The organism is Paenibacillus tritici (assembly GCF_013204885.1).
In the GTDB taxonomy this organism is placed as follows: Bacteria; Bacillota; Bacilli; order Paenibacillales; family Paenibacillaceae; genus Paenibacillus_AQ; species Paenibacillus_AQ tritici.
Genome location: NZ_JABMKX010000024.1, coordinates 33,913 through 60,462 on the forward strand (window position 1 = coordinate 33,913; position 26,550 = coordinate 60,462).

A 26,550-nucleotide genomic window follows, 5' to 3' on the forward strand; every position below is an offset into this window, starting at 1 on the left:
TTTTCAAATATTCCTCAAACTACATATTACACCACACTACCTCATCTTTCACAAAAACTATATTACTTATTTAGTCTTCCATCTTCTCAACCTATCATCCAACGACAGCCCATTAATTAACTTAATATTCAGCCTATCTGCAGCCTCTTTCGCCGCCTTCGTAAAATTACTGGTCGTCACAATCCAAGCATCATAACAGCCATGAACCTGCTTACCAGCTTTGAGCCGCAAAACAATGTCATTTCCGACATCCTGTTTCCAGCGCTTGCACTGCACGGCGATTTTATATCCCTCTTTGCCTTTGAGGATCAAATCCACTTCATGATCGCCGGAACCACCGACACGTTGTACGGAATAACCTTGATCCATGTAATATAACTCCATTAACCTCTCAAAATCCGTACCGGACAATGTCCTTACGTCTGCTTTAATAATCTGCGCGTCTGTTAATTTCTTCATGGGTGCCTTAGTCGAAGGACTGTAAGCGTTAGCCTTAGACTTGTTTGAGCTGCTCTGTCTTACACCAGAAGTACGGGCTGTCTTCCTTGCCTTCTTATCTCTCCGACGCTTACGGGTCCAAATGCCGCCGAAAATCTCTCCAAGAATGATAGAGCCAAATAAAATACCAAAGAAAAATCCCCAGTGCAAACCCGGAATGCTAAAGTAAATCCCTAAGCCTCCAAGGATAAACAGTCCTCTTACTAAATAGGCCACCTGCCTACCTTCTGCATAATAAGTTTTGGCCATTATTCTTCCACCTCTTGCTATAATAGGTCTATCTCAAAAGATAAAAGGACTATCTAACCAGAATATTCGACATCCTATTTGATCATTCTTCAATAATTTCTATATTTGGTTATATTATCTCTACTATATCATATTTTTGGTTGGATTTGGCATAGAAAAAACCCTTGAATAAGTCCAAGGGCCTACCACTATCCACCTGTGAGGGTATAACTGCTGAATTAATATATAAGTCTCCACTCTACTCGTTATTTATTTTTAATAGATGTGAAAGCATCTTGCTCGGATCTTCATTCTTAACTTTCGTTCCAGTTAAATAGTTTTCACCTGCGGTCGACAAAAATGAATTGATATCTAGCTTCAGCGTAAGTTCCACTGACTCTCTGTAGACCCTCACGCATTCAATGATGGTGCTAAGCATCATTTTCTTCTTAGCTGTTGAAGCTTTCTTGAATACTTCTCGCCACACGGGAATGTAAGTTTGGAGAGCTTGAATTTCCACTTGCTCTACCTTCTTGGAACGAAGTACTTGTTCCGCAAGTCTTATAGTTTCTTGGATCTTCAATACCTCCTCTTCCTTCTCTTTAATCATTCCATTTAGCAATTCTCTATCAAACTGACTTTGTCCCAATACAACTTTAAGGACCTCATCCTTAAGAGCTTTAATTTCAGAGTTCACTTTACTCTCTAACTTCAGCTGTTTCCGTAAAGCCTTCTCCTCTCCTCCAGAGTTTCGACTTTTTATTTGTTCAATTTGCTCTTTCAAGTCCACAGTTTCCAGTTGATCCAAATAGGTATAAATCTCATCCAGTACTATCCCTTCTAAGCGGATAGGGGAGTGTATCGTTTTCCCGCTACACTTTACTTTTTGAAGTGCCTTACCGGAGCAGCGATACTTTGCCTCACGTTTTACTTTTTCCGTTCCGTCCTTAAGAATATATTTTTTAGTGTTCCATGTTGTTGTAAGGGGATTGCCACAGTGACCACATCACACCAACTGTTACCATGCTTGTAAAGTACCGAATGAACCAGAGTAAATGCATCAAATTTCACACTAAATATTAAGCCCATGTCAGGGGGTATACGAAACGATGCTCTGGAGTAACTCCATGAAAAAAGACTATTCTGCATTAAAACCTGATATTTTCCGAAGCTATCTGCACCAATATATCTAATCATCATGCCAGAACATCCTAACTCGGAAATTTAATCAAATATAACCCTTTAACCTACAAAACATAAAAAAATCGAAAATAGAAACTAAGGCAACTACCACCGTAAGCCACTCAACCCCGCTGTAAGCGGCAAGGGCTAGAGGGAGAACTTCCCCACTATACCGACCATCGAAGGCCCCTTACAACCCCTAAAGAAGAGGCCTAGTATATAGGAGAACCAACCACCACAGAGCCGTTAACCAGCTGCAAAACAAAAAAGAGCCGAACGCCTTGACGCTCGAACTCATATCTAGGAATTATTGATCGATGGATGCAGTGAAGCTATTCGCAAGGTTTGCTCAAGAATGTACCTATAAAGTTGGTGCTGTGTACAAGAAAAGTGGCGCTGATTGCGAAGTAGTTGTAAGTAAAGTAGTCTTTGCAAAAGTACCAGATGATACAACGTACCAGTTACCTTCTATTTGAACAACTGGTTTCGCATCCGCGCCATTGGATACAATAGCTGTGTTAAACCCATTTGCATCGAAAGTTGCAATGACTACATTTGAGATTCCATCACAATCTGCGATCTTGTCATTTAAGGCTGTGAAGGCTGAATCTGGTTTGCCTGTTCTTGGGTCTACTGTATTATCTAGTAAGGTGTAGGCTACAATACTTGTTTGGTACGCTTTTTCTATTGTTGAAGAAGAGACACCATTCGCTACAAGCTGACCAAGTGCTCCTTCTGCAATCTTTAATCCTTTGTTTTGGGTGGAACGATCAGACGTGTTACCTGACCACCGCTGACCAGCTAAAAAGTCCTTAAACTGCTGTTCGTAAACGCCACCTTCATTGTACCGAACCGAACTATACCCCTGTAGGGCAGCATTGACTTTATCCATGACAAACTTATACTCTGATTGGGACTTAGAGCCGTAATCATGCTTACCAAATTGCACTACTATACCTTTCTCAGAGACACTCACTGTAGAACTTGGTCTTCCAGAGGGCACTGCCTCAGCAGGGGTAATCACAGCACTCCCACCACTTGTCCCGCTGGTAATGGTAGCTGTCAAAGTGCTGACGTTCCAACCCACCTGTGCTCCAAATGCTTCACTAACGAAACGAAGTGGCACCATTGTCGAGTTGTTGATCGACTGCGCCTTGACCGTCAAGGTTATCCTGTTGCCGTTGACTGTGGCTATGTTGCTGCCAATTACGATCTTAATGACGGTGCTTCCCCTGGTTGCTGTTACCGTTTGGGTGGCTGTGTTGAAAGCGATCGTAGCTCCAAGCTTTTCAAAGATGGATCTCATTGGCACCATTGTTGCCCCACCAATAACTACAGCTGATTGAGGGAAGTTTTGCATGACCCCGTCAATGACAACCGATGCCTTTTGATAGACACTTGCTACATTGACTGTTTGTGCACTCTTAGCGGCTAATGTTGATCCGGTTGTTGTTAGAATTCCCCCGACAAAAACTATACTAGCGAGTAATAAGGCCCGTCTGTGAACAACTAAACTACCGTTCTTACTGACCATGAAAACGACTCCTGACTATTTATATAATCTTTTTACCTGGAGCAAATTGAATGATGCAGAGCTAACTCCGTGTTGACTAGAGCGGATAGAAAAACAAGCTAGAAACCCTTCACCTCAGGGATAATTTAAAATGTTGGTGAAGTGTACAAGTATAACGCAGCTGACGCAGAGGTTGTTGTAGGTAAAGGTGACTTCACGAAAGTCCCTGACGAAACCATATACCAAACCCCACCGATTTGAACATATGGCTTAGCATCTAAACCATCAGCAACGATAGCAGTGTTGTAGCCATTTGCATCAAATACAGCACTAAACACATTCGAAATACCATCGCAGTCGGCCATTTTTTCAAACAATGCCTGATAAGCCGAGCGTACTACCGTTGTCCCTGGGTCAACTGTGCCATCAAGTAAGTTGTACGCTATCATACTTGTCTGGTATGCCTTTAAAATAGCAGATTCAGAAACACCATTTGCTACTAGCTCGCCAAGTGCATCTTCTGCCATTTTTAACCCCATGTTCTGATTAGAACGATCTGATGTACTACCAGTCCAACGCTGACCAGCTAGGAAATCTTTGTACTGCTGTTCGAAACGACCACCATCATCATAACGGATAGAAGAATATTCCTTTACTGCTGCAGTGATCTTATCCATAACCGCTTTATACTGCGACTGAGACGTCGACTCGTAATCATGCTTACCATACTGCACTGTGATCCCGTTCTTAGAGATGTTCGAAGATACCGGAGCTGTAGTCGATGGACTTCCCGATAAAACTGTCTCAATCGGGATAACCACTGCTCCTCCACTACCTGATGCTGCACTTGTGATGGTTGCTGTTAAGGTACTTGGGGTCCACGAAACCGTAGCTCCAAGTGCTTCACTCACGAATCTGAGCGGCACCATGGTACTGTTATTGATTGACTGGACTTTGGCAAACATCGTTACCTTGGTCCCGTTGACCGTGGCTACGTTGCTGCCGACCACTATCTTAATGGTGGTTGAACCCTTGACTGCAGTTACCGTTTGGGTAGCTGCGTTGAAACTTAGTGTTGCTCCTAGACGTTCAAAAATGGCTCGCATTGGCACCATTATTACTCCGTTGATAACGACAGCGGATTGGGGGAAGTTTTGTGTTGCGCCGTTAATCACTACGGATGCCTTCTGGTGCTGTTCCGCTGTTACTGCGAGGGTACCCGCCTCCGAGCCATTCTCTTTCGCTGCAACTGTAGAACCTCCAGTAGCCAACATCGAGACGACTAAAGCCGCGCTAAAGGCTGTAGAAAGCACCTGTTTCTTTTGGTGAACCATGACCATACCTCCGATTATATTATGTACTGTATTAAGTAGCTTACTTTGCAGGGATAGAGCCGAGACATATCCAAGTGAGGAAAGAGAGTCCGACTTAAAACCTCTCGGTGTCCACTTCCATGAATATGTCCCTGTGGGCAGTCTGTCGTTTTCCTCAGATTCCTTCATCGTTATGTTTTATATCCCGCATTAACTCCCTAATTGCTTAATGCTTCTCGTTGTTTCAGTAAAACTCCCGCGACATCCATCGCCAGATAACAAACCAGACTTGACCTGTTTTCATAGGCATTGATGGCATCCGGTGGTTTCCATAGGCTTCTAAAGCCTAAACAAAGGGTAAAGAACTTTTTTCTTTCGTGTTAAATTACATATATTTAATTTTTGTTGGATACTCGACCTGTCATTTGTATTATACCTTATTGAAAATGGTTATAAAAGGAGTTTTCTCTTTTGAACGAACATCCCTTAACCATAAGACAGATTATTGGCAAGACCATTAAAGCCATTCGATTACAACAAGACTTAAGTCAGGAAGATCTCGCAGGTCTTTGCTCGGTCGACCGCGCCTACATATCCCTTATCGAAGTTGGCAAGAACGAACCCTCCGTCAGCAAGATCTTTCAGCTTTGTGAAGGACTTCAAACAAAGCCTTCCACCTTTTTCAAAATAGTCGAAGTAGAGTACGAAAATCTAAAAGATGTGCATTCCGATATGGAATAAGCGCTCAGAAGCTATCAGCCGCTCGCTGATAGCTTTTTTCATATTACCTGAGATTCTTCTTCATTTCAGTTGACTATGAGTAACAAATGCTGATTGATCTACAACTTTAGACCCGATTTTCCGATATCTTTATATGTGGATTGATTTTGTTTAGGAGGTTCGCAGTTGTGGGTATAAGGCAGGAGTTTGGACAACGTTGTAAAGAATTAAGAGCACGGTCAGGCATGTCTCAAGAAATGCTTGCTTATCGAGCTGGACTTGATCGAAGCTATATCAGCGGTGTTGAGCGCGGGGAACGCAATATCAGTATTGTCAACCTTGAGAAGATCGCATTTGCGTTTAATGTTTCTATGTCCTACCTATTTGCCGATGAGCGATTCTCTGCAACCCCTGCTTATCAGCAAAAGGACTTTACTATTCCGTTCCTTGAGCGGTTCAAATACTCTCTGGATAGTGAAAAGAAAGTGCTCAGCTTTCAGGTACATGGTTTGTTGACAGCCGCTAATGTCGAATACATGTCGAAAACTTTAAATGGTTTTTATTCCGCTTATGGAAAAGATGAACTCAGTGTCTTAGTCGATCACCGCGAGATGAAAGCGTCTGATGGGGAAATCGCAGTCTACTCGCCCGAAGTGGCGGAAAAAGCAGTTCTGTTTCAGCAAGAGTTAACAATCTATAGCAAGAAGGTTGTTGCCCTGTGCAACTCTAATTACATGGTGCAACAATTAAATCATGTTGCCAAACAAAGTGGCATTCTTGAAAAAGCAACTCATCTATACGATCAAGATAACATCATGGTCTGGAAGGCGTTCGAACTTCTGGAGATCAGTGGCAATCCATTAGTTAAAACAATTAAGTAAGTTCATCCTCTCCGTGTTGAGTATGCTCAATAATAAAACAAAGAAACGGCATCTCTGCCGTTTCTTCTGTAATGGACTCTCAGGGGCTCGAACCCTGGACAAATAGATTAAGAGTCTACTGCTCTACCAACTGAGCTAAGAGTCCATAGTATGGTGGAGAATAGGGGGCTCGAACCCCTGACCTCATCGCTGCCAGCGATGCGCTCTCCCAGCTGAGCTAATTCCCCATACGCTTACATTTTTTCCAATTATTTCAAAATGGTCTTTATTACTTTGTTGGGCAGTGTTTCTAGCCAGCGTGTACTCCCAGCTGAGCTATGGCCCCACAAGCTTGATTTAGAATGACATTATGTATTCTAAAATCCAATTAGAGCAGTGTGTTCTAGTCGCTTATAAATCAATGTGTTTCGTAGGCGACTTCTATATAATACAGAAATTCATCGTTAGTGTCAACCATTTTATGAAATTAATTTGATGGTAACTTGGGACGGCACTCTACACAGGGACTTGACCCCTAAACTCAAGGCAAGTCCCATTCAAGCCGCTACCAGCATGACCCAGCTTTTTATGCGCTTACAAGCCGTCCAGCTCTTCCGTGTTCTTGGAGAGCAGTCCCTTCAGTTCCTTCATGAACATGTTGATGTCCTTGAACTGGCGGTACACGGACGCGAAGCGCACGTAGGCCACCTCGTCTACAGGGTAGAGCTGCTCCATGACCAGCTCGCCGATCTGGCGGCTCTCGATCTCCGCCAGGGCTATGCCGCGCAGACTTTTCTCGACCTCGGATACGATGACCTCCAGACGCTCTACAGGAACGGGACGTTTCTCGCAGGCGCGGATAAGGCCGCGGAGGATTTTGTCCCGGCTGAACTCTTCACGGCTGCCGTCTTTTTTGATCACAATCAGGGGGGTCTCTTCAATCATCTCGAAGGTGGTGAACCGGCGGCTGCACAGCTCGCATTCACGCCTGCGGCGGATCGACTTATTCTCGTTGGCTGGACGCGAATCAAGCACTTTGGTATTGGTGTGATCGCAGTAAGGACATTTCATAAGCTTCTTCACTTCCTCATCTTAAGAATGGATTGTTAATTTCCAGAAATCACCGTTTATTTGTTGTTATGAATATGGCATGTCCGGCACATAATACAGTTACCAACCGATAGGAGGTGAACAGCAATGAGCCAAAACAACAGCTCCAACAACCTGGTAGCTCCAAATTCACGTGGTGCCTTGGAACAACTGAAATATGAAGTTGCCCAAGAACTCGGTATTACCCTCTCCCCAGACGGATACCAAGGCAATAAAACTTCTTACGAAAACGGTTCGATCGGTGGTTACATCACTAAACGTCTTGTAACCCTGGCTGAACAGCAACTGGCAGGTCAGTTCAAATAACCTGCCCAAACGACATAAGCTTGCCTAAGAAGTATCGAACGGCCTCCGGGCCGTTTGATGCTTCTTTTTAACGTGCAGCAGAATAATTAAAGGGTAAAGTGCCTCAGAACTCGCTGTAAAGCTCTGTGTACTGGTCGTAATAATAAATCACACGCTGCACGTAGTGCCGGGTCTCACCGAACGGAATGTCCTTCACCGAAGCTTCCGTTCCGTCCCATTGTCCCGCATCCAGCCAGCTCTGCACTTTGCCTGGTCCGGCGTTGTATGCGGCTATGACCGCAATGCGGTTGCCGTCAAACTGCTTGGACAACGTAGACAAATACCAGGTACCCAGCTCAATGTTCGATGACGGCTCCTCCTTGAGCCGCTCGAGCGACACTTTGGGAAGCTTGGCCTTTTCCAGAGCCCACTTGGCGGTATCCGGCATGAGCTGCATGAGCCCGAGCGCTCCTTTTTTGGATTCGCGTCCGGTCTTATAATTGGTCTCCACTCGAATGATTGACGCTACAAGGAACGGGTCCATCTCATAAGTGAGACTGTGCCGGCGGATCTCTTCTTTATAATGGATCGGATAAAACCACGACATCCAGTGGGTACCCAGGAACAGAATGGCTGTGAAGCCCACGAATAACAACAGCAGTACTCTTTTTTTGCGCAGCCACTTCATCATAGCAGACCCAGCTTGTCCCACAGACCGGCAACCTGCCGCTCCGTAGCTTCGAGATTGCCGCTATTGTCGATTACATGACTGGCTTTCCTGCGTTTCAGCTCAATGTCCATCTGGGATCTAAGCCGGTCCTCCGCCTGTTCAAGCTTCATTCCGTTCCGCTCCATGAGGCGGGCCAGCTGCACCCTCCTGGGAACATACACCACAATGATCTGATCAAATAATGAATCCAGCTCGGACTCATAGAGCAGCGGAATATCCACAATCACCAATCGCTGCGGATCTTCCTGCTCCAGCGTATACATCCGGTCCTTAATTTGCCTGCGGATCGCCGGATGGGTCAGGTTGTTCAAGGTCTTAAGCGCCTCCGGGTCCCGGAAAACGATCTCACCCAGCACCGCCCTGTCCAGTGAACCGTCAGGCTGCAGAATCCGCTCTCCAAATGCCTGCACAGCAGCGGCCAATACCGGATGCCCCGGAAGCATAACCTCTCTGGCGATGACATCCGCATCCACCAGAGCGGCTCCCTTCCGGACAAACATTGCAGACACGGTGCTTTTGCCCGAAGCAATTCCTCCGGTTAAGCCTATAATCATGTACTCACCTCATAATAACTTCATTATACCCATTGCTATTAATAATATCGCCGGCAGAACAGCCGCATGCTTCATCCAGTAGCTGCCGGACAATCTCAGTCCGGTCTTCATCCCCAGCAGCAGAAAGGTTCCGCTGAACAAGGCGATCATCAGCGAGGTTGATAATGCACCGAACCCAAGCAGCGCAGCACCGAGACCGGCGCCGAAGGCATCCAGCGACAACGCTATGCCGAGGATCATGGCTTCCATGGAGGAGATACTCCCGGAAGCATCCATGTCGGCCGAAGACGGTGTGCGGAGGATCTGGATGACCACCCCCAGGTGCCGCAGCTCCAGAGAGAACACGGCCGGCTTTGGCAGCTCTGAATCTGCAAGAGCCGCAGCGGCAGCAGTCTCCTGCATGGCTTCCCGGCCGGAAGTTCCCTCTGCCGCCCCGGGCGCTGATTCTTCCTGCTCTTGTTCCTTCTGCGTCAGCATCTGGAACAAGGACCAGCAGCCCATTAAGACCAGAATAACCGCTCCGATACTGGAAGCGGCATTCGGCGAGACCACCTTGGCCAGCAGTACGCCGACCTGCATCGAACCATAGATGACCACTCCCGAACAGAGCGAGATAATCATAATGGAGAGCAAAGGGATTTTCATTTTACGCAGTCCATATGTAATACCAACACCAAATCCGTCTAAACTTAGAGCAAACGCAAGCAGCAGCAGTGACAACAATGGGCTAAGCACCCGCAATCCCTCCCGTGAAGAACCGGAGCCTGACGGATCATATGATCCGCGCTCCGCTTCGCCATAATCAGCAATCTTCACACATTATATGGGCGGGACGGGCAGTGAGTGCCTGCCATTTGATGTAACATGGATAACTTAAGGTGTAACTTACTCAGAATGGAGCTTCGCAGGCTTCACCGCGGCTGTTGAATCAGCACGGGTAGAGGCTGGCAGCTTGGACAATAATGCGTCCCCCGGCCGCCGACAACACTCTTCTCAATCAGCGTGCCGCAGGTCGCACAAGGCTGATCCTTACGTCCGTATATGCGGTGCTGATCCTGATAGTTCCCGCTCTCTCCCTGGCCGTTGACATACGACTTCACCGAGGAGCCTCCCGCATTCACTGCTTCTGTCAGTGTTGCGACAATGGCATGATGCAGCCTGGCGAGCTGTTCTTCCGAGAGTGACTTCGCAGCTTCCTCAGGGTGAATTCCTGCACGGTGCAGGGACTCATCTACATAAATATTGCCGATCCCGACGATATATTCCTGATTCAGCAGCAGCGGCTTGATCTTGGTGCTGCGCTTCGAGACTATCTCCTTGAACCGGTCCAGTGTGAAGCCCGCGTCTAGCGGCTCCTGTCCCAGCTTGTTCAGCGGCTTCAGCAGCAGATCCTCGCCCGGCTGGAACAGATGCATCGTTCCGAACTGGCGGACATCGGTATAACGCAGCTCCGTACCATCCGTGAAATGGAAAATAACATGCGTATGCTTGTCCAGCACCTCGTCCTTACGGTACATCCCGTAACGGCCTTCCATCCGCAGATGGGAGACCATCACAAGACCATCGAACACGAACCGCAGGAACTTGCCTCTGCGCTCAACCGTTACTACTGTATGGCCTGCCAGCATATGGGCAAAGGCCTGAATATCATCCGGGCGCTGAATAATCCGCGGCAGCCGGACCGTGACATGCTCTATCTGCTTGCCTGTAATTAAATCATTAAGTGTTCTTCTGACTGTTTCGACTTCCGGCAGTTCCGGCATAATGGCTCACCTCCCTTCCATTATACCGGATATACAGCGGATGCGGGGACCCTATTTCGCTTCGTACCAGTTGCTGCCAAAACTTACCTCCGCCTTCAGCGGAACGGATAGCTCCAGCGCACCCGCCATTACCTCCGGCAGGAGCAGCTTCATCTGCTCCAGTTCATCCTCCGGCACCTCGAACACCAGCTCATCGTGCACCTGCAGCAGCATCCGGCTCTTAAGACCGCGCTCATGCAGCGCCTTGTCCATGTGAACCATGGCCAGCTTAATGATATCGGCAGCCGTTCCCTGAATCGGCGTATTCATCGCCGTACGTTCAGCGAATGAACGCAGATTGAAGTTCTTCGCATTGATCTCCGGCAGATAACGGCGGCGCTCCAGCAGTGTAGTGACATACCCCTGCTTGCGGGCCTCCACGACAATATCATCCATATAACGGCGGACGCCCTTGAACACTTCGAAATATTGTTCGATGAACCGGGACGCTTCCTTGCGCGGAATATTCAGGTTCTGTGACAGGCCGTAATCGCTGATGCCATACACAATGCCGAAGTTAACCGCCTTGGCGGAGCGGCGCATATTGCTGTCGACACTGTCCGCTGTGACTCCGAAGACATCCATGGCTGTCTTGGTATGAATGTCCATATCCTCTACAAAAGCATCCTTCATCCGCTCATCACCCGAGATATGCGCCAGCACACGCAGCTCGATCTGCGAGTAATCCGCTGCCAGAATCGACCAGCCCGGTTCGGAAGGCACGAACACCTTGCGAATCTTGCGGCCCTCTTCCAGCCGGATCGGAATATTCTGCAGGTTCGGGAACTGGCTGCTCAGGCGGCCCGTTGCGGCAATGGTCTGCCGGTAGAAGGTATGCACCTTGCCGGTCTCCGGCGAGATTTCCTTCAGCAGGCCTTCCACATAGGTAGATTGCAGCTTGGCAATGGAACGGTATTGCAGAATCAGACGCACGGCGTCATGATAAGGCGCAAGCTTCTCCAGCACCTCAGCATCGGTTGAATACCCGGTTTTTGTCTTCTTCACCACAGGCAGGCCAAGCTTCACGAACAGGATTTCGCCCAGCTGCTTCGGTGAATTGAGATTGAACTCCGTACCGCAGATGGAATAGATCTCGGCCACCAGCCTGGCGATCTGAGCTTCGAATTCTTTGCCCAGCTCCAGGAGATCGTCTCTGTTGACGGCAATTCCCTGCTTCTCCATATCGGCAAGAATCCGAGAGAGCGGCATCTCCAGATCCTGGAACAGTCCGGTCATTCCCGTCTTGTCCAGCTCCTCCTGCTGCTTCTGCACGATCCCAAGCACGGTTGCACTCTTGCGGGCGACATGGTTCCCAAGAATCTCAAGCTCCGGTATTCTATATTTAGCCCCTTTGCCAAACACATCTTCATCCGGCGACAGGCGGGGCAGGCCGTATTTGCTGGTGAGATCATTCAGGTTCTGGCTCGCTTCCGTCGGGTCCAGCAGATAGGCAGCAAGCTGAACATCATTCGCCGCTCCGGCAAAAGCAATCCCGTGCCAATGCAGCGCCAGATCGGCACGGTGCAGGTCATACCCGCTCTTCGGCGCCTGTTCGTCGCCGAGCCAATCCCGCAGCGGCTTCGCTGCGGGACTCTTCAGCAGATCAAACGGCACGAAATAATGCTGCTCCGGCGAAGACAGCCCGAGGCCAATGACCTCCGCACGGTGCGGATTCTCACCATTCGACTCCACATGCAGCGCAGAGATGTCCGGCAAGGCGGCAAGCAGGCCAGCCAGCCCGGCTTCGTCCACAATCGTGATGGTAAGCGTTGCCGCTTCCACCTCTGCGGGATCTGAACCGCTGCTGCCTGCTGCATGGGAATAAGCGCTCAGGGACAGACGTTCGAGCAGGGATTTGAATTCCAGCTTGGCAAGGGCCGGACCGGCCGTATCCGTATGGATTCCGCTGAAGACCATATCCTCCCAGGCATGTTCAAGTGGAACCTCCCTATAGATCGTCGCCAGTTTCTTGCTCATGATGGCGCTGTCTGCGTGCTCCTCCAGCTTCTCCTTCATTTTCCCCTTCAACTCACCGGTTCCAGCCAGTACCCCTTCCACCGATCCGAATTGCTGGAGCAGCTTAAGCGCCGTCTTTTCCCCTACTCCCGGAACTCCGGGAATATTGTCGCTGGCATCGCCCATCAGCCCCTTCAGATCAATAATCTGCTCCGGGGTGAGATCATATTTGTCCCGGATTTGCTGCGGACCGTACAGCTCCACTTCTGTAACGCCCTTGCGCACCAGGGCCACCGTGGTATGCTCGGAAGCCAGCTGCAGCATGTCCTTGTCCCCGGACACAATCATGACCTGACGCCCGGCGGCATCGGCCTCCCGGGAGATCGTGCCGATAATGTCATCGGCCTCATAGCCGCCGATCTCAAACTGCGGAACCCCCAGGCCCTTCAATAATTCCTTCAGCAGCGGGAACTGCTCGGACAGCTCTGGCGGTGTCTTCTGGCGTCCGCCTTTATAATCTTCATAGCCTTCATGCCGGAAGGTAATCTTCCCGGCGTCGAAGGCAACAATCATATGACTCGGTTTGTATTCGTCGATTAAACGCAGGAGCATGGTCGTAAATCCGTATACCGCATTCGTCTGCTGGCCCGCCGTATTCGTCAGCGGGGGCATCGCAAAAAACGCCCGGTAAATGATATTATTTCCATCAATCAGTATCAGCTTGTCCACACTAGCACCTCGCCTTTGTCTTTCTTACTTCTTATATAGTACCATATGCCCTGCACCAAGTTGAAATCGTGTAGCGCAAAAAAAACAAGCCCCCGGGGAAAAAAGGCTTGCTGTCGTAAGCTGTGCTTTTATTGATTCAGATCCGGGCGTTTGCCTGTAACAAGATAGACAACGCTCTCGCCAATATTGGTCGCGTGGTCGGCGATCCGCTCGATATAACGGCCCACCAGGGTCAGCAGCATGGCCTGATTCAGGGACTCCGGCTTCTCAACCATATAGGCATACAGTTCATTGATCATCGCACTGTACAACCCGTCTACCTGATCGTCATCCTGCGCCATTTTGTAGGCCAGATCCGTATTCTCGTCCAGATAAGACTGAATGGCTTCCGTGGTCATTACAGTTACAAGCTCAGCCATCCGCGGAATATCCACCAGCGGCTTGATCAGCTGCTGCCCTTGGATGCGCATTGTCACCTTCGCCACATCCAGTGCCAGATCCCCCATACGCTCAAGGTCACTGGAGATTTTGAAGGCCACAATAATGCGGCGCAGATCCTTCGCTACCGGCTGCTGGGTAATGATCAGGCGTGAGCCGATCTCCATAATCCGGTCTTCCATGGCATTCAGCCGCAGATCGGCTTTGACAATCTCCTGGGCCCTTACGGTATCCAGAGTCTGCAGTGCCAATACCGCACCATCCAGGGCATCCGTTACATGCTCGCCCATCTGGTGCAGCAGCGTGCGCAGCTCTTCCAGATCTTTATCGAATTCTTTTCTGCGAATCATATGGGTAAACGATCCTCCTCCAAAACATATGGTCATCCAAGCATGAACCTAAGCCTCACTTAGCCGAAACGGCCGGAGATATAATCTTCTGTGCGGGAGTCCTTCGGGTTCGAGAACAGCAGTTCTGTATCCGCAGCCTCCACAATTACGCCGTTCAGGAAAAATACGGTGCGGCCCGATACGCGTGCAGCCTGATGCATATTATGCGTGACCATCACAATCGTATACTTATCCCGCAGCTCCTGCACCAGCTCCTCAATCTTCAGTGTGGACACGGGGTCAAGTGCGGAAGTCGCCTCATCCATCAGCAGAATATCCGGCTGTACTGCAAGGGCTCTGGCAATACAGAGACGCTGCTGCTGGCCGCCGGACAGGCTGAGTGCAGACTTCTTGAGGAAATCCTTCACTTCCTCCCAGAGCGCGGATTGGCGCAGGCTTTGCTCCACAATGACATCCAGCTCGGCTTTGCCCTTCACCCCATGGAGGCGCGGACCATAAGCCACATTGTCATAGATCGACTTGGGAAAAGGATTGGGCTGCTGGAACACCATCCCTACCTGCTTGCGCAGACTTTCCACTTCAACCTCGTCGCTGTAAATATTTTTGCCGCCGATGTTCACTTTGCCTTCAATGCGTGTTCCGGGAATCATGTCGTTCATACGGTTAAGGGTACGCAGCAGGGTGGATTTCCCGCAGCCGGAAGGGCCGATAAAAGCAGTTACCTGCTTCTCTGGGATTTGCAAATCCACATTCTTCAGTGCGTGAAACGACTCATAGTAGAGATCAAGCTTCTCTATGTCAATGATGGATTTCATTGGTTTCTGTTGTCTCCTTCTCATCATCTTCGTTCCCCATGATAAGCCTTCAGTGTAAATAGAGCTCCAGAGAATTGTTAACACAATGTAAAATCAAAGCGTGACCAGAAGGATCAATTATCTTGTGATGCTTATATATTATCTTTTTAAGTGACCGGTGTTCTCTTCTTGTTCACAACCAGCTTATATCCTACGCCGCGAATGGAATCAATATGCACGGATTCAGGATCAAGCTCAAGCTTCTTACGCAGCGAGCTGACATGCACATCTACGGTACGCTGCCCCCCGATATAGTCAAAGCCCCAGACTGCATTCATCAGATCATCCCGCGTCAGGACTACGCCCGGCTTCCGGGCCAGATACAGCAGCACTTCAAATTCCTTGGGACGTAGATTGATGCTCTGTCCGCCCAGGGAGACCTCATAACGCTCGGGGTAGATCTCGAGTTGTCCGAGAATAATCGTCGATGAAGACACGGCCGTCTCCGGCGGGGCTTCCTCGGCAATGCCGGAGATCCGCCGCAGCACGGCGCTGACACGGGCCAGCAGCTCCGATACGCCAAATGGCTTGGTAATATAGTCATCGGCCCCGGATTTCAGTCCCCGCACGACATCCTCTTCGGCATTCTTGGCCGTCAGTACAATGACCGGTGTCCGTATGCCTTGTCCGCGCAATTTATCCAGAATGTCAATGCCGTTCATGCCGGGCAGCATAAGATCCAGTACGATCAGGTCAAAAGGTTCTCTAGTCGCACGGTCGTATCCTGCCGTTCCATGATCCTCCACCGTCACTTCATAGCCTTCCTGTGTCAGGTTATACGACAGCAGCCGGGCCAGTGTCGGTTCGTCTTCAATGACAAGCAATCGTTGTGCCATAGGTTCCCCCGTCTTTTCATAGGTTATTAATTTACAAAACTACACATATGCACATCATAGCACCACAATGTTAACTTAGTGTAAAAATACGAATTAAATTAAGCTGATCCCTATCATCCCTATTGATGATCTTCCTGCAATAGCGGCAGTTCCAGGATAAACGAGCTGCCGATGCCAAGATCGCTCTCTACATTAATGGAGCCGCGGTGCAGCTCTACCAGATGCTTGACAATGGATAACCCGAGACCGGTTCCGCCGGAGCTTCTGGAGCGGGCTTTGTCCACCCGGTAAAAGCGTTCAAAGATCCGCGGCAGATCCTTGCGCGGAATTCCCATCCCCGTATCACTGACGGTAAAGCGTACGCTCTCTGTTCCATCCGCCTTCTGAATGTTCATGGCGGTGACTCTTACATTCCCGCCGTCCTGGGTATAGTTGATTGCATTGGAGAGCAGATTCATGAAGATCTGGCGCAGCTTGTCCTCATCTCCCTCAATGAACAGCTCGGCTGGCACATCAGAGCTGAGTGTAATTTTCTTCTTCTCCGCTACCTTACTAAGTGTCTCCAGGACAGAATCGAAGAATTCGATGAGATGGACCGGAGAGCATTCCAGTTGAACGCGTTTGGATTCGATTTTGGACAGCTCCAGGATGTCGCCGATCAGGCGGTTCAGCCGTTCATTCTCGTCGTATATGATCTGCAGGAACGACCGCGCTGTCTTCTCATCCGTAACCCCCCCGCCCAGCAGGGTCTCGGCGAAGCCTTTTACGGCAGCGACAGGGGTCTTCAGCTCGTGGGAGACATTGGCGACGAATTCGCTGCGCATTTTCTCCAGACGGCGGATCTCCGTAACCTCCTGCAACAGGAACAGCATTCCCCGGGAGCAGCCGTCCTGTATCATCGGCACCCCGTCCACACGTACAATCCGCTCCACCGGGTTATAGATGCTGCGCTCCTCATGAATGGGCTCGCCTGCGGATACCCCGTCATCAATCAGCCGGGTAAGCTCATAATGATGCTTGATCTCCTTATAAGAATGCCCGGTCATCTCGCTGTGCTTCACATCGAGCAAGCGTTCGGCCGCCCGGTTAAGCAAGGCGATCTCCCCTTCTGCGTTGATCATCACAATTCCGCCGGTCATGTTATCAAGTACGCTCTGCAAAAGGTCCTCATTATCGCGGATCGTCTTGAGCTGGGCTTGCAGGCTGTCGGCCATCGCGTTGATTGCCGTTGCCAGCTGGCCGATCTCATCCTTGCGCTTCATAGGCACGCGGGCGTCATAGTCCAAATCGGTAATCCGCCGGGCCACTCTGGTGATCTGCTCCAGCGGTGAAGTCATACTGGAGGCTACCTTGTAGCTCACCAGGGTGGCCGCGATAAAGAGCAGCACAAGTCCCCCTGCCATGATCATCCACGCCCGGTTCAACCCTTCCGATACCGTATCCAGACCCATGGACAGCCGAATATATCCGTCGAACCCCTGATCAGACACGACCGCACCGGCAACATACAGCATCTCGCGGTCCAGCGTATCGCTGTAGCGGATCGCATGGCCTATCCCTTCCTTCGCGGCAAGCAGCTCCTCTTCACGGGTGGAATGATTGTCCATATCCAGCGGATTTTTCTCCGAGTCGCCAATCACCCGGCCCTGCTTGGTAATGAAGGTGATCCGTGATCCGGTCAATGAAGAGATCTTCTCTGCCTGTTCGGTATAGTAATTCAAGGCGTCCGGACTGTTGGTGTTGAGGAATGAAAAGGTGCCGGAGAGCAGCTTTATTTCCCGGGACATGTTCTCTTCCAGTACGGAAATATGTGAATCCTTGAACAACTGAGCCATGGTTATTCCGGCCCCGGTCATTGATATCCCTATCAAAGCCATAAGTATGATGGTAAGTCGAATGCGGAATGGTTTCATCAGCAGTAGTCCTCTTCCTTGTCATTATGTCCTTGAGAACACTCTACCTTCATTCTCGTCAAAATACCAGTTCCGGCGGTGATTATCAACGGAGTGTAAAATGGGGTGCATGAGCTTGTTAAGCTAGGTGGGATACAGAGCACGCAGGAGAAATCAAGAATTACGCACGAAAGCACGCGGCCCGATGAGGGTGACGCGTGCTTTGTGTGCTAATTATTTAATTTAAGTGTCTGGACCCCGAACCGCCCGAACTCGGCATAACCGTGCTCCGCTGCTGCGTTAGCCGGACCGCAACCTAGCGCGAACAGGCCGAATTTGGCACCTACCCAGGCTCCTTCGCCTTCCTTCAGTTGGAAAGGAGAGCCTATCTCTGTGTAACTTTCTCCGTCAAGGCTGTACGCCAGACGGCATTCTGCTTCTTCCGAGACCGTAAGCTGAAGATATACAGCATCCGAGTCCAGCTTCACAAAATCATCCGTGAACACACACTCCTGCTCCACTTCTTCCTCCGGGCTTGCCGGCAGGCTCTCGAACCGGCCTAGGCATAGGCCGCCATCCTCACCGGGGAACAGGCTTACATGTACCGCCTTATGCCCCAGCACTACCAGGCCTGCGCGTTCAGACCTGGCGCTGAACTGCGGTGTAATCTGCACCCGGGCCGTGAAGGCAGGCGCGGCGAATTTCTGCATCAGGAGCTGCGGCGCATCATATAACCGCTGCGTGTCCAGCGGTGCGCAGCGGAGCCGGAGTCCCGGACCCGGGTGGCTGGAGACCATCCAGCCGTCCTGCGGATTGGCCTGCCACTGCCATTGCAGCCCCGGACGCCCGTCCGCGAAATCATCGGAGGTCTGGGGAGCCGCCGGCAGAGCTGTCCCTGTGCCGGAAGACTCCGACTTGCACCATTCGGATACCGGATTCCCGGTCAGAGTTCCTGCTGCGGCCTGCCCCATTACCGGCCAGCCGTCAATCCATTCTACGGGCTGCAGATGGACAATCCGCCCGTAAGCCCCCTTGTCCTGGAAATGCAGGAACCAGCTTTCTCCTTCCAGCGTCTCTACCCAGCCGCCCTGATGAGGGCCATTCACCAGGGTATTCCCTTGTTCAAGCACAATCTGCTCCTCGTATGGGCCATAAATGGACTTGGAGCGGAAGGCAGCCTGCCAGCCTGTGGACACACCGCCCGCAGGGGCAAGAATGTAATACCATCCTTCCCTCTTGTACATTTTGGGACCTTCCAGGGTCGGATGATTGATCGTTCCGTCAATAATCAGCCGGCCTTCATCCAGCAGCTCCCTGCCGTCCGGGGTCATCCTGCACACATGCAGAATATGCTTGATTCCGCTGCGGCTCTTCGCGAAGGCGTGGACCAGGTAAGCCTGTCCGTCCTCGTCCCAGAAGGGGCAAGGGTCAATCCAGCCTTTGGCCGCTTTGACCAGATGGGGTGCAGACCACTTCCCGAGCGGGTCCCCGGCCTGCGTCATGAAGATTCCTTCATCCGGCGTACCGAAGAAGATCCAGAACTTCCCGTCATGATGGCGCAGGCTGGGTGCCCATACACCTTTGCCGTGCTGAACCTGGTCATACCCCGGCAGGTCCAGCCTGTCCAGCGCGTGATTGACAATCGTCCAGTTCACCAGGTCACGGGAATGCAGAATCGGCAGTCCAGGCATGTGGTTGAAGCTCGACGCGGTCATATAATAATCATCCCCGGCCCGGATCACATCCGGGTCAGAATAATCTGCATACAGCACCGGGTTGCGGTACCGGCCATTGCCAAGGTCGGATACCCAGGGCGCATTGATTGTCTCCATTGAATAACTCCTTCAGCGCCGGACGCCTACCGCCCGGGCAGTTTATTGTGCCGCCTTTTCCTGTTCCAGCAGCGATGCCCATTGATCCAGCATTTCCTGCGCAGTCAGCTGCTTGGCCATTACCTTCTGGATCAGCGGTTCCACCGATTTCTGCACGTTGGAATAACCCGCCAGGTAATACGGCACATCGGAGAACTTCGTCTCCTGGCTGTTCAGCAGATCGGAGGCCGACTTCATGTAAGGCACGCCCTGCACCCATTCATCACCGGCAGCTTCTGTATTGGCAGGAATTTCGCCATAGAGCTTGCCGTATTTGCTGTTGATATCATGCGACAGGTAGAAGGTCATGAATTTCCAGACCGCATCCTTGTTCTTCGCCGATTTGCTCATTGTCAGCCCCAGCGGCATCAGACCGGGGTGCTCGCGGTAGCCTTTTACACTCTTTGGAAAAGGTACAGCTTCGAACTTCGTATAGTCACCGCCGAAGGCTTTCTCATGGGAGCTGGCCGAGCCTAAGTTATGCACAACGATTCCGGCTTTGCCCGACTGGAAGGTTGCAGCCAGTTCACTCCAGCCTTTATTGAGGTCATCCTCAGGTGTATAGACATTGTAAGCGCCCAGATATTTCTCTACAAATTCAACATTAAGCGGGTCATTAATTGTTGCTTTGCCGTCTGCCGTGAAATAATCGGTAATGCCGGAGTACGCATACATCAGCATTTCGAGCGTATTGGCACTGCCTGCGCCGCCGCGGATACTGAGCCCGTAACGGTCTTTCGATTTATCCGTCAGCTTGGCGGCAGCATCGAAGAATTGGTCCCAGGTATCCGGCAAGGTCAGGCCGGCTTCCTTGAACCAGTCCGGACGTACCCAGAGATTCCAGGTCTGCGAGCTGTATGGCAGCGCATACAATTTACCTTCTGCCGTATCCAGCTTACGGTTACTTGCGATTAGTTCAGGGTTGAGCAGATCCTTGTCCGCCCACTGGTCATAATACGTATCCAGCGGCTCCAGCACCCCCCGGGCCAGCAGATCGGATTTGAAGTCATTCATCACATCCGGCGCCTGATCAGCGGAGATGGCTACGTTAACCTTTTGCTCATAAGCCGCAAGGTCTCCCGGCACGCCCAGATAATCCACATCAATATCCGGATTCTCCTGCTCGAACTGCTTCACGATCTCTTCGAAAAAAGCATTGCGTTCTGTGGTGACGGCTGCCGCCCAGAAGCTGATTTTGGCTTTCTCTCCGCTTGCTGCTTTACCTGCCCCGTTATTCGCCGCTGCCGCGCTGTTGCCCCCGGTATTCCCGCCATTATTTCCTCCGCAGCCGGCCAGCAGCAGCAGCAATGCTGCCGATACTAGCGCCGTGCGTTTCGCTTTGTGTTTCCCCATCATTCTGTGATCCTCCCTAATTGAATTTCTTGTATATATCTCAAAGGACGAACCCGGCGTATTCTGCCCGGCCGTGTCCGTCCTTGCGATACCGGACACTAGCCTTTGACTGCGCCGCCCAGTCCTTCGACCAGATAACGCTGGATGAACATGAAGAGCAGCACGGGCGGAATCAGCCCGATAATACTGCCGGCCGCCAGCGACGCGTACTGGACGCTGAATTCGCCAACCATGAATTTGAGGCCGATCGGGATGGTGAAGCGGTCGGGCGTCGTAATGAACGAGAAGGCGACCAGGAACTCATTCCATACCCCGATGAAAGCGAATGCGCTGGTTGCTACGATTCCCGGAAGCACGATCGGCATAATGATCGCGAAGATAATCCGGAACCGTCCGGCGCCGTCGACCATCGCCGCTTCATCAATTTCCTTCGGTGTCGAGGAGATGAAGCCGCGCATCAGAATCGTGTTGAATGGAACCTGCAGCACGATGTAGAACAAGATGAGCGCATAGGGTGTGTTAATCATCCCGAGATTCTTGAAGATGAGGAAGAGCGGAATAACGAACAGAATGACCGGCATCATCTGGGTCGCCAGCAGAACCAGCATGAAGGCCCCTTTGCCTTTGAACTTGAAGCGGCTCATAGCGTAACCGTTGAGTACAGACAGCACTGTAATCGCCACTACGGACAGCACCGACACGAACACACTATTCATGAAATATTGCGAGAAATTGTTGTCATTCCACACATGCACGAAGTTCTCGAAGGTCGCCGGACTCGGAATGTACCGGACCACGCCGCTAAGTACATCCCCCTCCCGCTTCAGCGAGGTGGAGATGGCCCACAGGAACGGAACCAGCACGAACACCAGTGTCAGGACAAGCGGTATATAGAACAGCAGCCTTGAACCCAGCTTGCGGTGCCATTTGCTATTCATCCTGCATCCCTCCTGACCGGTTCAGTCTAAGGTACAGGACAACGAAGATCATCAGGAACGCGAAGGTGACCACACCAATGGCGGAACCATAACCATAGTTTCCTTCAAGGATGGAAGTCTTCATCATATAAATCGGCAGCGTGGTGGTCATATCCATCGGCCCGCCGTTCGTCATCGTAAAGATCATATCAATGGAGTTGAACTCCCAAATGGCACGCAGCAGCGTTGCGAACACAATACTCTCCTTCAGGAAAGGCAGTGTGATGAAAAAGAGCTTCTTCACGCTCCCTGCACCGTCCACCTCACAGGATTCATACACCTCGTGCGGAATCGTCTGCAGCGCCGCCAGCAGCGTGATCGCGAAGAACGGAATGCCGCGCCACAGCTCGGCGACAATCACAGAACCAAAGACGGTATGGATATTGGCCAGCCAGGCGACCGGCTCAGAGATCAGCCCCACCTTCATCAGGATATCGTTAATGATTCCTATATGCTGGTTGAACATCAGCGACCACAGCATGGTAGTAAGTACACCGGACACCGCCCAGGGAACAAGCACCAGGGAACGGACCAGACCGCGCAGCCTGAACGCCTGGTTCAGCAGCAGTGCGACAACCAGACCGAATACTAGCTGCAGCACTACCTCTATCAGTACCCATTTCACCGTGATCCACAGCGAAGAGTAGAACATATCATCCTGCGTGAATATATTCTTGAAGTTCTCGAGTCCGATGTAACCCGCTTTCTGCAGCCGGGTGAAATCATAGCTTTGCACACTGAGATCGAACACCCTGAAGATCGGGAAGACGAGAAGTCCTGCGATCAGCAGAACTGTCGGTGCGATCAGCAGGTAGGGAAACCAGCGGTCGCCCTTTTTTTTGCGAGCAGATTTAGATTTGACGGTCATTGTCTTGCCGCCGGTTGATTGGGATAATTCCATAACAGCACCTCCACGCTTATCTTAAACCAGCGTGTGAACATGCTGAATACACTATCTTTCGAAGATTGTTTGTTTTCTTTCACTCCTTTGTTTGCTCTAGGAATGCTGCTGGTCCCTGCGGTACTCGGAGGGTGATTTGCCGTAATGCTTCTTGAACAGCACGCTGAAGTATTGGGGGTTGCGGTAACCCACCTGCTCCGACACCTCATAGGATTTGGCATCCGTGGTAGACAGAAGCTCCGCTGCCTTGTCTATACGCAATTGAATGAGGTACTCACTTAAGTTCATGCCTTTATATTTCTTGAAGAGTGTACTCGCGTAAGCGGATGAAATATGGACATGGCCCGCGATGGCGGTCAGGTTCAGCTCCTCCTCATGAAAATGCATCCGCATATACTGCTCCATCTCCTTCAGCAGCGTATGATGGGAATTCTGCGAGTGGCGGATCTCACCGCTGACGAATACCCCTGCCCTGCCGATGATCGGCTTGAGCTGGGCAGCGTTCAGAGCCTCGCTGTAGGAAATGGCGATGCGCTCAATCCCTTCCCGGCAGCTGCCCAGACCGATGCTGACCTGAAGCTTCAGACAGCTCTCCAGCGTCCGGCGGATCTCCTCCAGATGTTCAGTCAGGTGTTCTGCAGTGCCTTCCTGTTCTGCCGGAGCAGGCAGGTTAAAGAGCAGGTTGACCCGGTTGTTATAGACCGCTGAATACCAGTAAGGAAATGGCTCAGACACAAGCTCTGAGCAGATATTGCGGATCGAGAAGAGCAGCAGCTCCGCATTATCCCCCTCTCCGGAGCGGGCGAAGCGGCGGTTGTCCTCCGGCTGAATCACGGCTACCCGGAAGCAGGACTCCGGTGCAGCAATGCCGAGATTATCCAGTTCCTTCCGCGCCCACTCCGGGTTGGCGCAGCCCTCGAACAGCTCTGCGAAGAACTTGTTCTGGACCAGTGCCTGGCTCTTCCGGGCGGTCTCGGCCCCTCGCTTCTCGGCCAGCAGCGTGCTGGCGGCAGAAGCAACCGCATTTAGAATCACTTCATTATCCTCATATTTCAGAATGTAATCGGCGGCCTGCAGCCGCAGCGCCTGCTTGGCATACGAGAAGTCATCGTAGCCGGTCAGGAAGACAACCTTGGTTCCCGGATAATCCGTGTTAATGCGTTCAGCCAGCTGCAGCCCGTCCAAAAAAGGCATCTGGATATCGGTCAGCACCAGATCCGGCCGCAGCTCCTCCATCCGCTTCAGCGCTTCCTCCCCGTCGGCGGCTGTGCCCGCTACCTCAATGCCGGCCTGCTCCCAGCGGATATTGCGCCGCAGGCCTTCCCGGATCCACATATCATCATCCACAATAAGCAGTTTAATCATGGAAATCTCCTTCCTTCTGCACCCGGGGCAGCTGTACCGTGACCCGGGTAAACTTCATCTCTTCGCTGTCAAGGACAAGGCCGTAGAGCAGCCCGTATTGCAGCACCAGCCGGCGGTGGGCATTCCACAGTCCGAAGCTCAGCGCATTGTCGCCTGTGCTGTCCGCCTGCAGTGAACTGCGCAGCTGCGCAAGCCGCTCAGGGCTGATGCCTTGTCCGTTATCATAAATCTCCAGCACTGCAGCAGCCTCATCTGCATAACCCGTTATCGTCACCATTCCTTTGCCGCGCTTGTTCTTAATGCCGTGATAGACGGCATTCTCCACGATAGGCTGCAGTGTCAGCTTCGGAATGCGCAGCGGCAGCAGCTCTTCATCCACTTGGATGGTATAATCGAAATCCTGGTTATACCGGATGTTCAGAATCAGCAGGTAGCTGCGCACATGCTCAATCTCTTCGGCGACTGTAATCAGCTCGGCGCCTTTGCTGATGCCGATGCGGAAATACCGGGTCAGCGCTCCCACCATCACAGAGGCCCGTTCCCGCTCCTCCAAATCAATCAGATGCTTAATGGAACCAAGCGTATTGTAGAGAAAATGCGGCTGAATCTGCGCCTGCAGCGCCCGCATTTCGGCCTTACGCTTCTGCTCCTGCTCCTCACGCACCTCATTCAGCAGCTGCTCCACCGAAGCGGAGAGCCGGGTCAGTCCGGTAGCCAGGACACCGATTTCATTGCGCTGGTCAATCTGGAAGCTGACACTGAAATCCCCGCGCTCGAACCGCTTCACCTGTTTGGATAGGTACCGGATCGGATTGCTCAGATTACGCGCTGCCAGCGTCGCGGCTGCCAGGGCCAGCACGAGAATAACCAGCGTGACCGCCAGTACGATCCACTGAATCCGCGACGCACCTGCGAGAATATCTTTCTCCGGCACGATTGCCGCCAGCACCCAGCCGTTCAGCGGCAGTGTCTGATAGGCAACATCCAGCTTCTGGCCAGCCGTACTGTCCACGGCAAGGCTGCCGTTCCCGCCTGCCAGCTGCCGCAATTCAGCAATTGTGCCCGGCTTCACCTCATAATCCGCCTTCAGCGATTTGGAGAACAGCTCCCCGTCCGGGCTGATCAGCGCCAGCGCGCCGTTCGGGCTAATCTGCACATTCTGCATAATTTCCAGGAAGTAGCTTTCACGCAAATTGATCAGCACAATTCCGCTGGAGGAGGAAGTCGGCGTGCCGATCATTTTGAAGCTGCTGAGCACCCGCCTGTCCTCCACCGTATCGAAGATGGCATCTTTGTGGCTGTTCAGCCAATAGTAGTCTTTATCGGAATGGTTGTACCGTTCCTGCCACGCCGGAAGATCTATCGAGACACTCCGGGGCACATATTCCTGCTGGAGGTTGAAGGTACGGCCGTTATTGAAGGCAACATAGATAGAATCGACTATGGCATTATAGGAGTGGTATACGCTCTCAAGACGGTTATGCAGTTCAATAATGTCATTGAATTTCTGCGGGGTGTCTCCCTGATCATTTACGGACAGCAGATTACGCAGCGAGGTCGTATCCTCCAGATTCACCAGCTGTTCAAAGATCGTCATAAATTTGTCATCCAGAAACAAAGCGGTCTGATAGGTCGTATCAGCCAGCGAATACAGCGAGTTCTTGCGGAGCTGGTCACTGGCGGACCAGTAGGAGAATGAGCCTGTTGCAATAACGGACAGAATCATGACCGGCAGGAAGGTAATCAGCAATTTGGTCTGTATGGGCTTATCGAGAAAATAACGTTTCATGGACTCTTCCTCTCCCCTGTCTCGCAAGCACAGCGGATGATAGTGCCTACTGATGCAAATGTAAGGGCTTTAATAAAGAATGAGTCTAGCACAGAACCGGGCGATTGGAAACAAAACTTATCACCTGAATCCATGGGGAAGTACTACCAATCCTGTGTATGTATCCCATCGTCCAGAAGTATTCCGGGAAGGATGAAATGGTTCGCAGGGAGAGGGGGAGTCCCGGCAATAACGCTAAAAAACCGCTAACGATAACATATGGCTGCATATTACACCATAGTTCTTCGTTAACGGGCATTGTGATTTTAAAATATAGAATTTCATATTCATCCGGTTACTTCTGAAATCCTGCCCAATATGCAACATTCTCCTCATTAGCTCGGCCCAAAACCAAAAGTGTTGCACAAAAAGCAGCTTTTCACTATCTTCAGGCGGATCTGCGGA

The 26,550-nt window shown here is 51.1% G+C and carries 23 protein-coding genes, 2 tRNA genes and 1 pseudogene; 3 read left to right on the forward strand and 23 right to left on the reverse strand.

Going from position 1 to position 26,550, the window contains the following annotated elements; genetic code table 11:
• Nucleotides 1-66: 66 nt before the first annotated feature.
• The 5 genes and pseudogenes from HQN87_RS28825 to HQN87_RS28840 all read right to left on the reverse strand — a co-directional run bounded on the left by HQN87_RS28825 (nt 67) and on the right by HQN87_RS28840 (nt 4,755).
• A complete protein-coding gene (locus HQN87_RS28825) occupies nt 67-747 on the reverse strand; it encodes a restriction endonuclease (RefSeq protein WP_173140315.1) in 681 nt (226 codons plus the stop codon).
• 238 nt (nt 748-985) lie between these two features.
• Nucleotides 986-1,510, reverse strand: coding sequence for a hypothetical protein (locus tag HQN87_RS28830; RefSeq protein WP_216857488.1), 525 nt, complete (start codon nt 1,508-1,510; stop codon nt 986-988).
• Nucleotides 1,511-1,555: 45 nt separating this feature from the next.
• Nucleotides 1,556-1,720 (reverse strand): annotated as a pseudogene (locus tag HQN87_RS33150) (hypothetical protein); the annotation flags it as partial.
• A 549-nt stretch (nt 1,721-2,269) separates the two neighbouring features.
• Nucleotides 2,270-3,442 carry a copper amine oxidase N-terminal domain-containing protein gene (locus HQN87_RS28835; RefSeq protein ID WP_173140319.1) on the reverse strand — a complete coding sequence of 391 codons (1,173 nt, stop codon included), beginning with the start codon at nt 3,440-3,442 and terminating at the stop codon, nt 2,270-2,272.
• A gap of 125 nt (nt 3,443-3,567) precedes the next feature.
• On the reverse strand, nt 3,568-4,755 hold the full coding sequence (locus tag HQN87_RS28840) for a copper amine oxidase N-terminal domain-containing protein (RefSeq protein ID WP_173140321.1): 1,188 nt from the start codon (nt 4,753-4,755) through the stop codon (nt 3,568-3,570).
• Nucleotides 4,756-5,205: 450 nt separating this feature from the next.
• Between HQN87_RS28840 and HQN87_RS28845 the strand changes: the two genes are divergently transcribed.
• Together HQN87_RS28845 and HQN87_RS28850 are read left to right on the forward strand one after the other, a co-directional pair.
• Nucleotides 5,206-5,475 (forward strand): helix-turn-helix domain-containing protein, encoded by a 270-nt coding sequence (locus tag HQN87_RS28845; protein WP_216857489.1) that lies wholly within the window; start codon nt 5,206-5,208, stop codon nt 5,473-5,475.
• Nucleotides 5,476-5,642: 167 nt separating this feature from the next.
• Nucleotides 5,643-6,335, forward strand: coding sequence for a helix-turn-helix domain-containing protein (locus HQN87_RS28850; protein ID WP_173140323.1), 693 nt, complete (start codon nt 5,643-5,645; stop codon nt 6,333-6,335).
• 72 nt (nt 6,336-6,407) lie between these two features.
• Here the strand turns inward: HQN87_RS28850 and HQN87_RS28855 are convergent.
• The 3 genes from HQN87_RS28855 to nrdR all read right to left on the reverse strand — a co-directional run bounded on the left by HQN87_RS28855 (nt 6,408) and on the right by nrdR (nt 7,385).
• Nucleotides 6,408-6,480: transfer RNA gene (locus HQN87_RS28855), tRNA-Lys, on the reverse strand.
• Between the two features lie 6 nt (nt 6,481-6,486).
• Nucleotides 6,487-6,562: transfer RNA gene (locus HQN87_RS28860), tRNA-Ala, on the reverse strand.
• Between the two features lie 346 nt (nt 6,563-6,908).
• Complete coding sequence (gene nrdR / locus HQN87_RS28865; protein WP_173140325.1) at nt 6,909-7,385, reverse strand: transcriptional regulator NrdR; 477 nt, start codon at nt 7,383-7,385, stop codon at nt 6,909-6,911.
• Between the two features lie 126 nt (nt 7,386-7,511).
• Here nrdR and HQN87_RS28870 point away from each other — a divergent pair, with 126 nt between their 5' ends.
• Entirely contained in the window at nt 7,512-7,730 is a 219-nt protein-coding gene (locus HQN87_RS28870) for an alpha/beta-type small acid-soluble spore protein (RefSeq protein WP_173140327.1), read from the forward strand.
• Between the two features lie 103 nt (nt 7,731-7,833).
• Here the strand turns inward: HQN87_RS28870 and HQN87_RS28875 are convergent, their stop codons facing one another.
• From HQN87_RS28875 to HQN87_RS28945, 15 genes are all read right to left on the reverse strand, one after another.
• A complete protein-coding gene (locus tag HQN87_RS28875) occupies nt 7,834-8,397 on the reverse strand; it encodes a lytic transglycosylase domain-containing protein (protein ID WP_173140403.1) in 564 nt (187 codons plus the stop codon).
• Nucleotides 8,397-8,993 (reverse strand): dephospho-CoA kinase, encoded by a 597-nt coding sequence (coaE, locus tag HQN87_RS28880; RefSeq protein WP_173140329.1) that lies wholly within the window; start codon nt 8,991-8,993, stop codon nt 8,397-8,399. The genes HQN87_RS28875 and coaE overlap by 1 nt, the downstream gene beginning before the upstream one ends.
• Before the next feature lie 9 nt (nt 8,994-9,002).
• Nucleotides 9,003-9,728 carry a manganese efflux pump gene (locus HQN87_RS28885; RefSeq protein ID WP_173140405.1) on the reverse strand — a complete coding sequence of 242 codons (726 nt, stop codon included), beginning with the start codon at nt 9,726-9,728 and terminating at the stop codon, nt 9,003-9,005.
• 176 nt (nt 9,729-9,904) lie between these two features.
• Nucleotides 9,905-10,756: a DNA-formamidopyrimidine glycosylase gene (mutM, locus tag HQN87_RS28890; RefSeq protein ID WP_173140331.1), complete on the reverse strand. Its 852-nt coding sequence runs from the start codon at nt 10,754-10,756 to the stop codon at nt 9,905-9,907.
• 51 nt (nt 10,757-10,807) lie between these two features.
• Complete coding sequence (polA, locus tag HQN87_RS28895; protein ID WP_173140333.1) at nt 10,808-13,480, reverse strand: DNA polymerase I; 2,673 nt, start codon at nt 13,478-13,480, stop codon at nt 10,808-10,810.
• A gap of 128 nt (nt 13,481-13,608) precedes the next feature.
• Entirely contained in the window at nt 13,609-14,268 is a 660-nt protein-coding gene (gene phoU / locus HQN87_RS28900) for a phosphate signaling complex protein PhoU (RefSeq protein WP_173140335.1), read from the reverse strand.
• 59 nt (nt 14,269-14,327) lie between these two features.
• Entirely contained in the window at nt 14,328-15,083 is a 756-nt protein-coding gene (gene pstB / locus HQN87_RS28905; RefSeq protein ID WP_216857490.1) for a phosphate ABC transporter ATP-binding protein PstB, read from the reverse strand.
• 146 nt (nt 15,084-15,229) lie between these two features.
• The gene (locus tag HQN87_RS28910) at nt 15,230-15,958 is read right to left on the reverse strand and encodes a response regulator transcription factor (protein WP_173140339.1); all 729 of its coding nucleotides are present in this window, start codon (nt 15,956-15,958) and stop codon (nt 15,230-15,232) included.
• Between the two features lie 119 nt (nt 15,959-16,077).
• Nucleotides 16,078-17,871 carry a two-component system histidine kinase PnpS gene (gene pnpS, locus HQN87_RS28915; protein ID WP_173140341.1) on the reverse strand — a complete coding sequence of 598 codons (1,794 nt, stop codon included), beginning with the start codon at nt 17,869-17,871 and terminating at the stop codon, nt 16,078-16,080.
• A gap of 209 nt (nt 17,872-18,080) precedes the next feature.
• Nucleotides 18,081-19,682, reverse strand: a complete 1,602-nt coding sequence (locus HQN87_RS28920; RefSeq protein ID WP_173140342.1) for a glycoside hydrolase family 43 protein — start codon at nt 19,680-19,682, stop codon at nt 18,081-18,083.
• Nucleotides 19,683-19,724: 42 nt separating this feature from the next.
• Nucleotides 19,725-21,077: an ABC transporter substrate-binding protein gene (locus HQN87_RS28925; protein ID WP_173140344.1), complete on the reverse strand. Its 1,353-nt coding sequence runs from the start codon at nt 21,075-21,077 to the stop codon at nt 19,725-19,727.
• A 95-nt stretch (nt 21,078-21,172) separates the two neighbouring features.
• Nucleotides 21,173-22,012, reverse strand: a complete 840-nt coding sequence (locus HQN87_RS28930; protein ID WP_173140346.1) for a carbohydrate ABC transporter permease — start codon at nt 22,010-22,012, stop codon at nt 21,173-21,175.
• Entirely contained in the window at nt 22,005-22,952 is a 948-nt protein-coding gene (locus HQN87_RS28935) for a carbohydrate ABC transporter permease (RefSeq protein WP_254075722.1), read from the reverse strand. The genes HQN87_RS28930 and HQN87_RS28935 overlap by 8 nt, the downstream gene beginning before the upstream one ends.
• Nucleotides 22,953-23,048: 96 nt before the next feature.
• Nucleotides 23,049-24,317 (reverse strand): response regulator, encoded by a 1,269-nt coding sequence (locus HQN87_RS28940; protein ID WP_173140348.1) that lies wholly within the window; start codon nt 24,315-24,317, stop codon nt 23,049-23,051.
• Nucleotides 24,310-26,106: a sensor histidine kinase gene (locus HQN87_RS28945; RefSeq protein ID WP_173140350.1), complete on the reverse strand. Its 1,797-nt coding sequence runs from the start codon at nt 26,104-26,106 to the stop codon at nt 24,310-24,312. Before HQN87_RS28945 ends, HQN87_RS28940 begins: the two co-directional genes overlap by 8 nt.
• Nucleotides 26,107-26,550 lie beyond the last annotated feature (444 nt).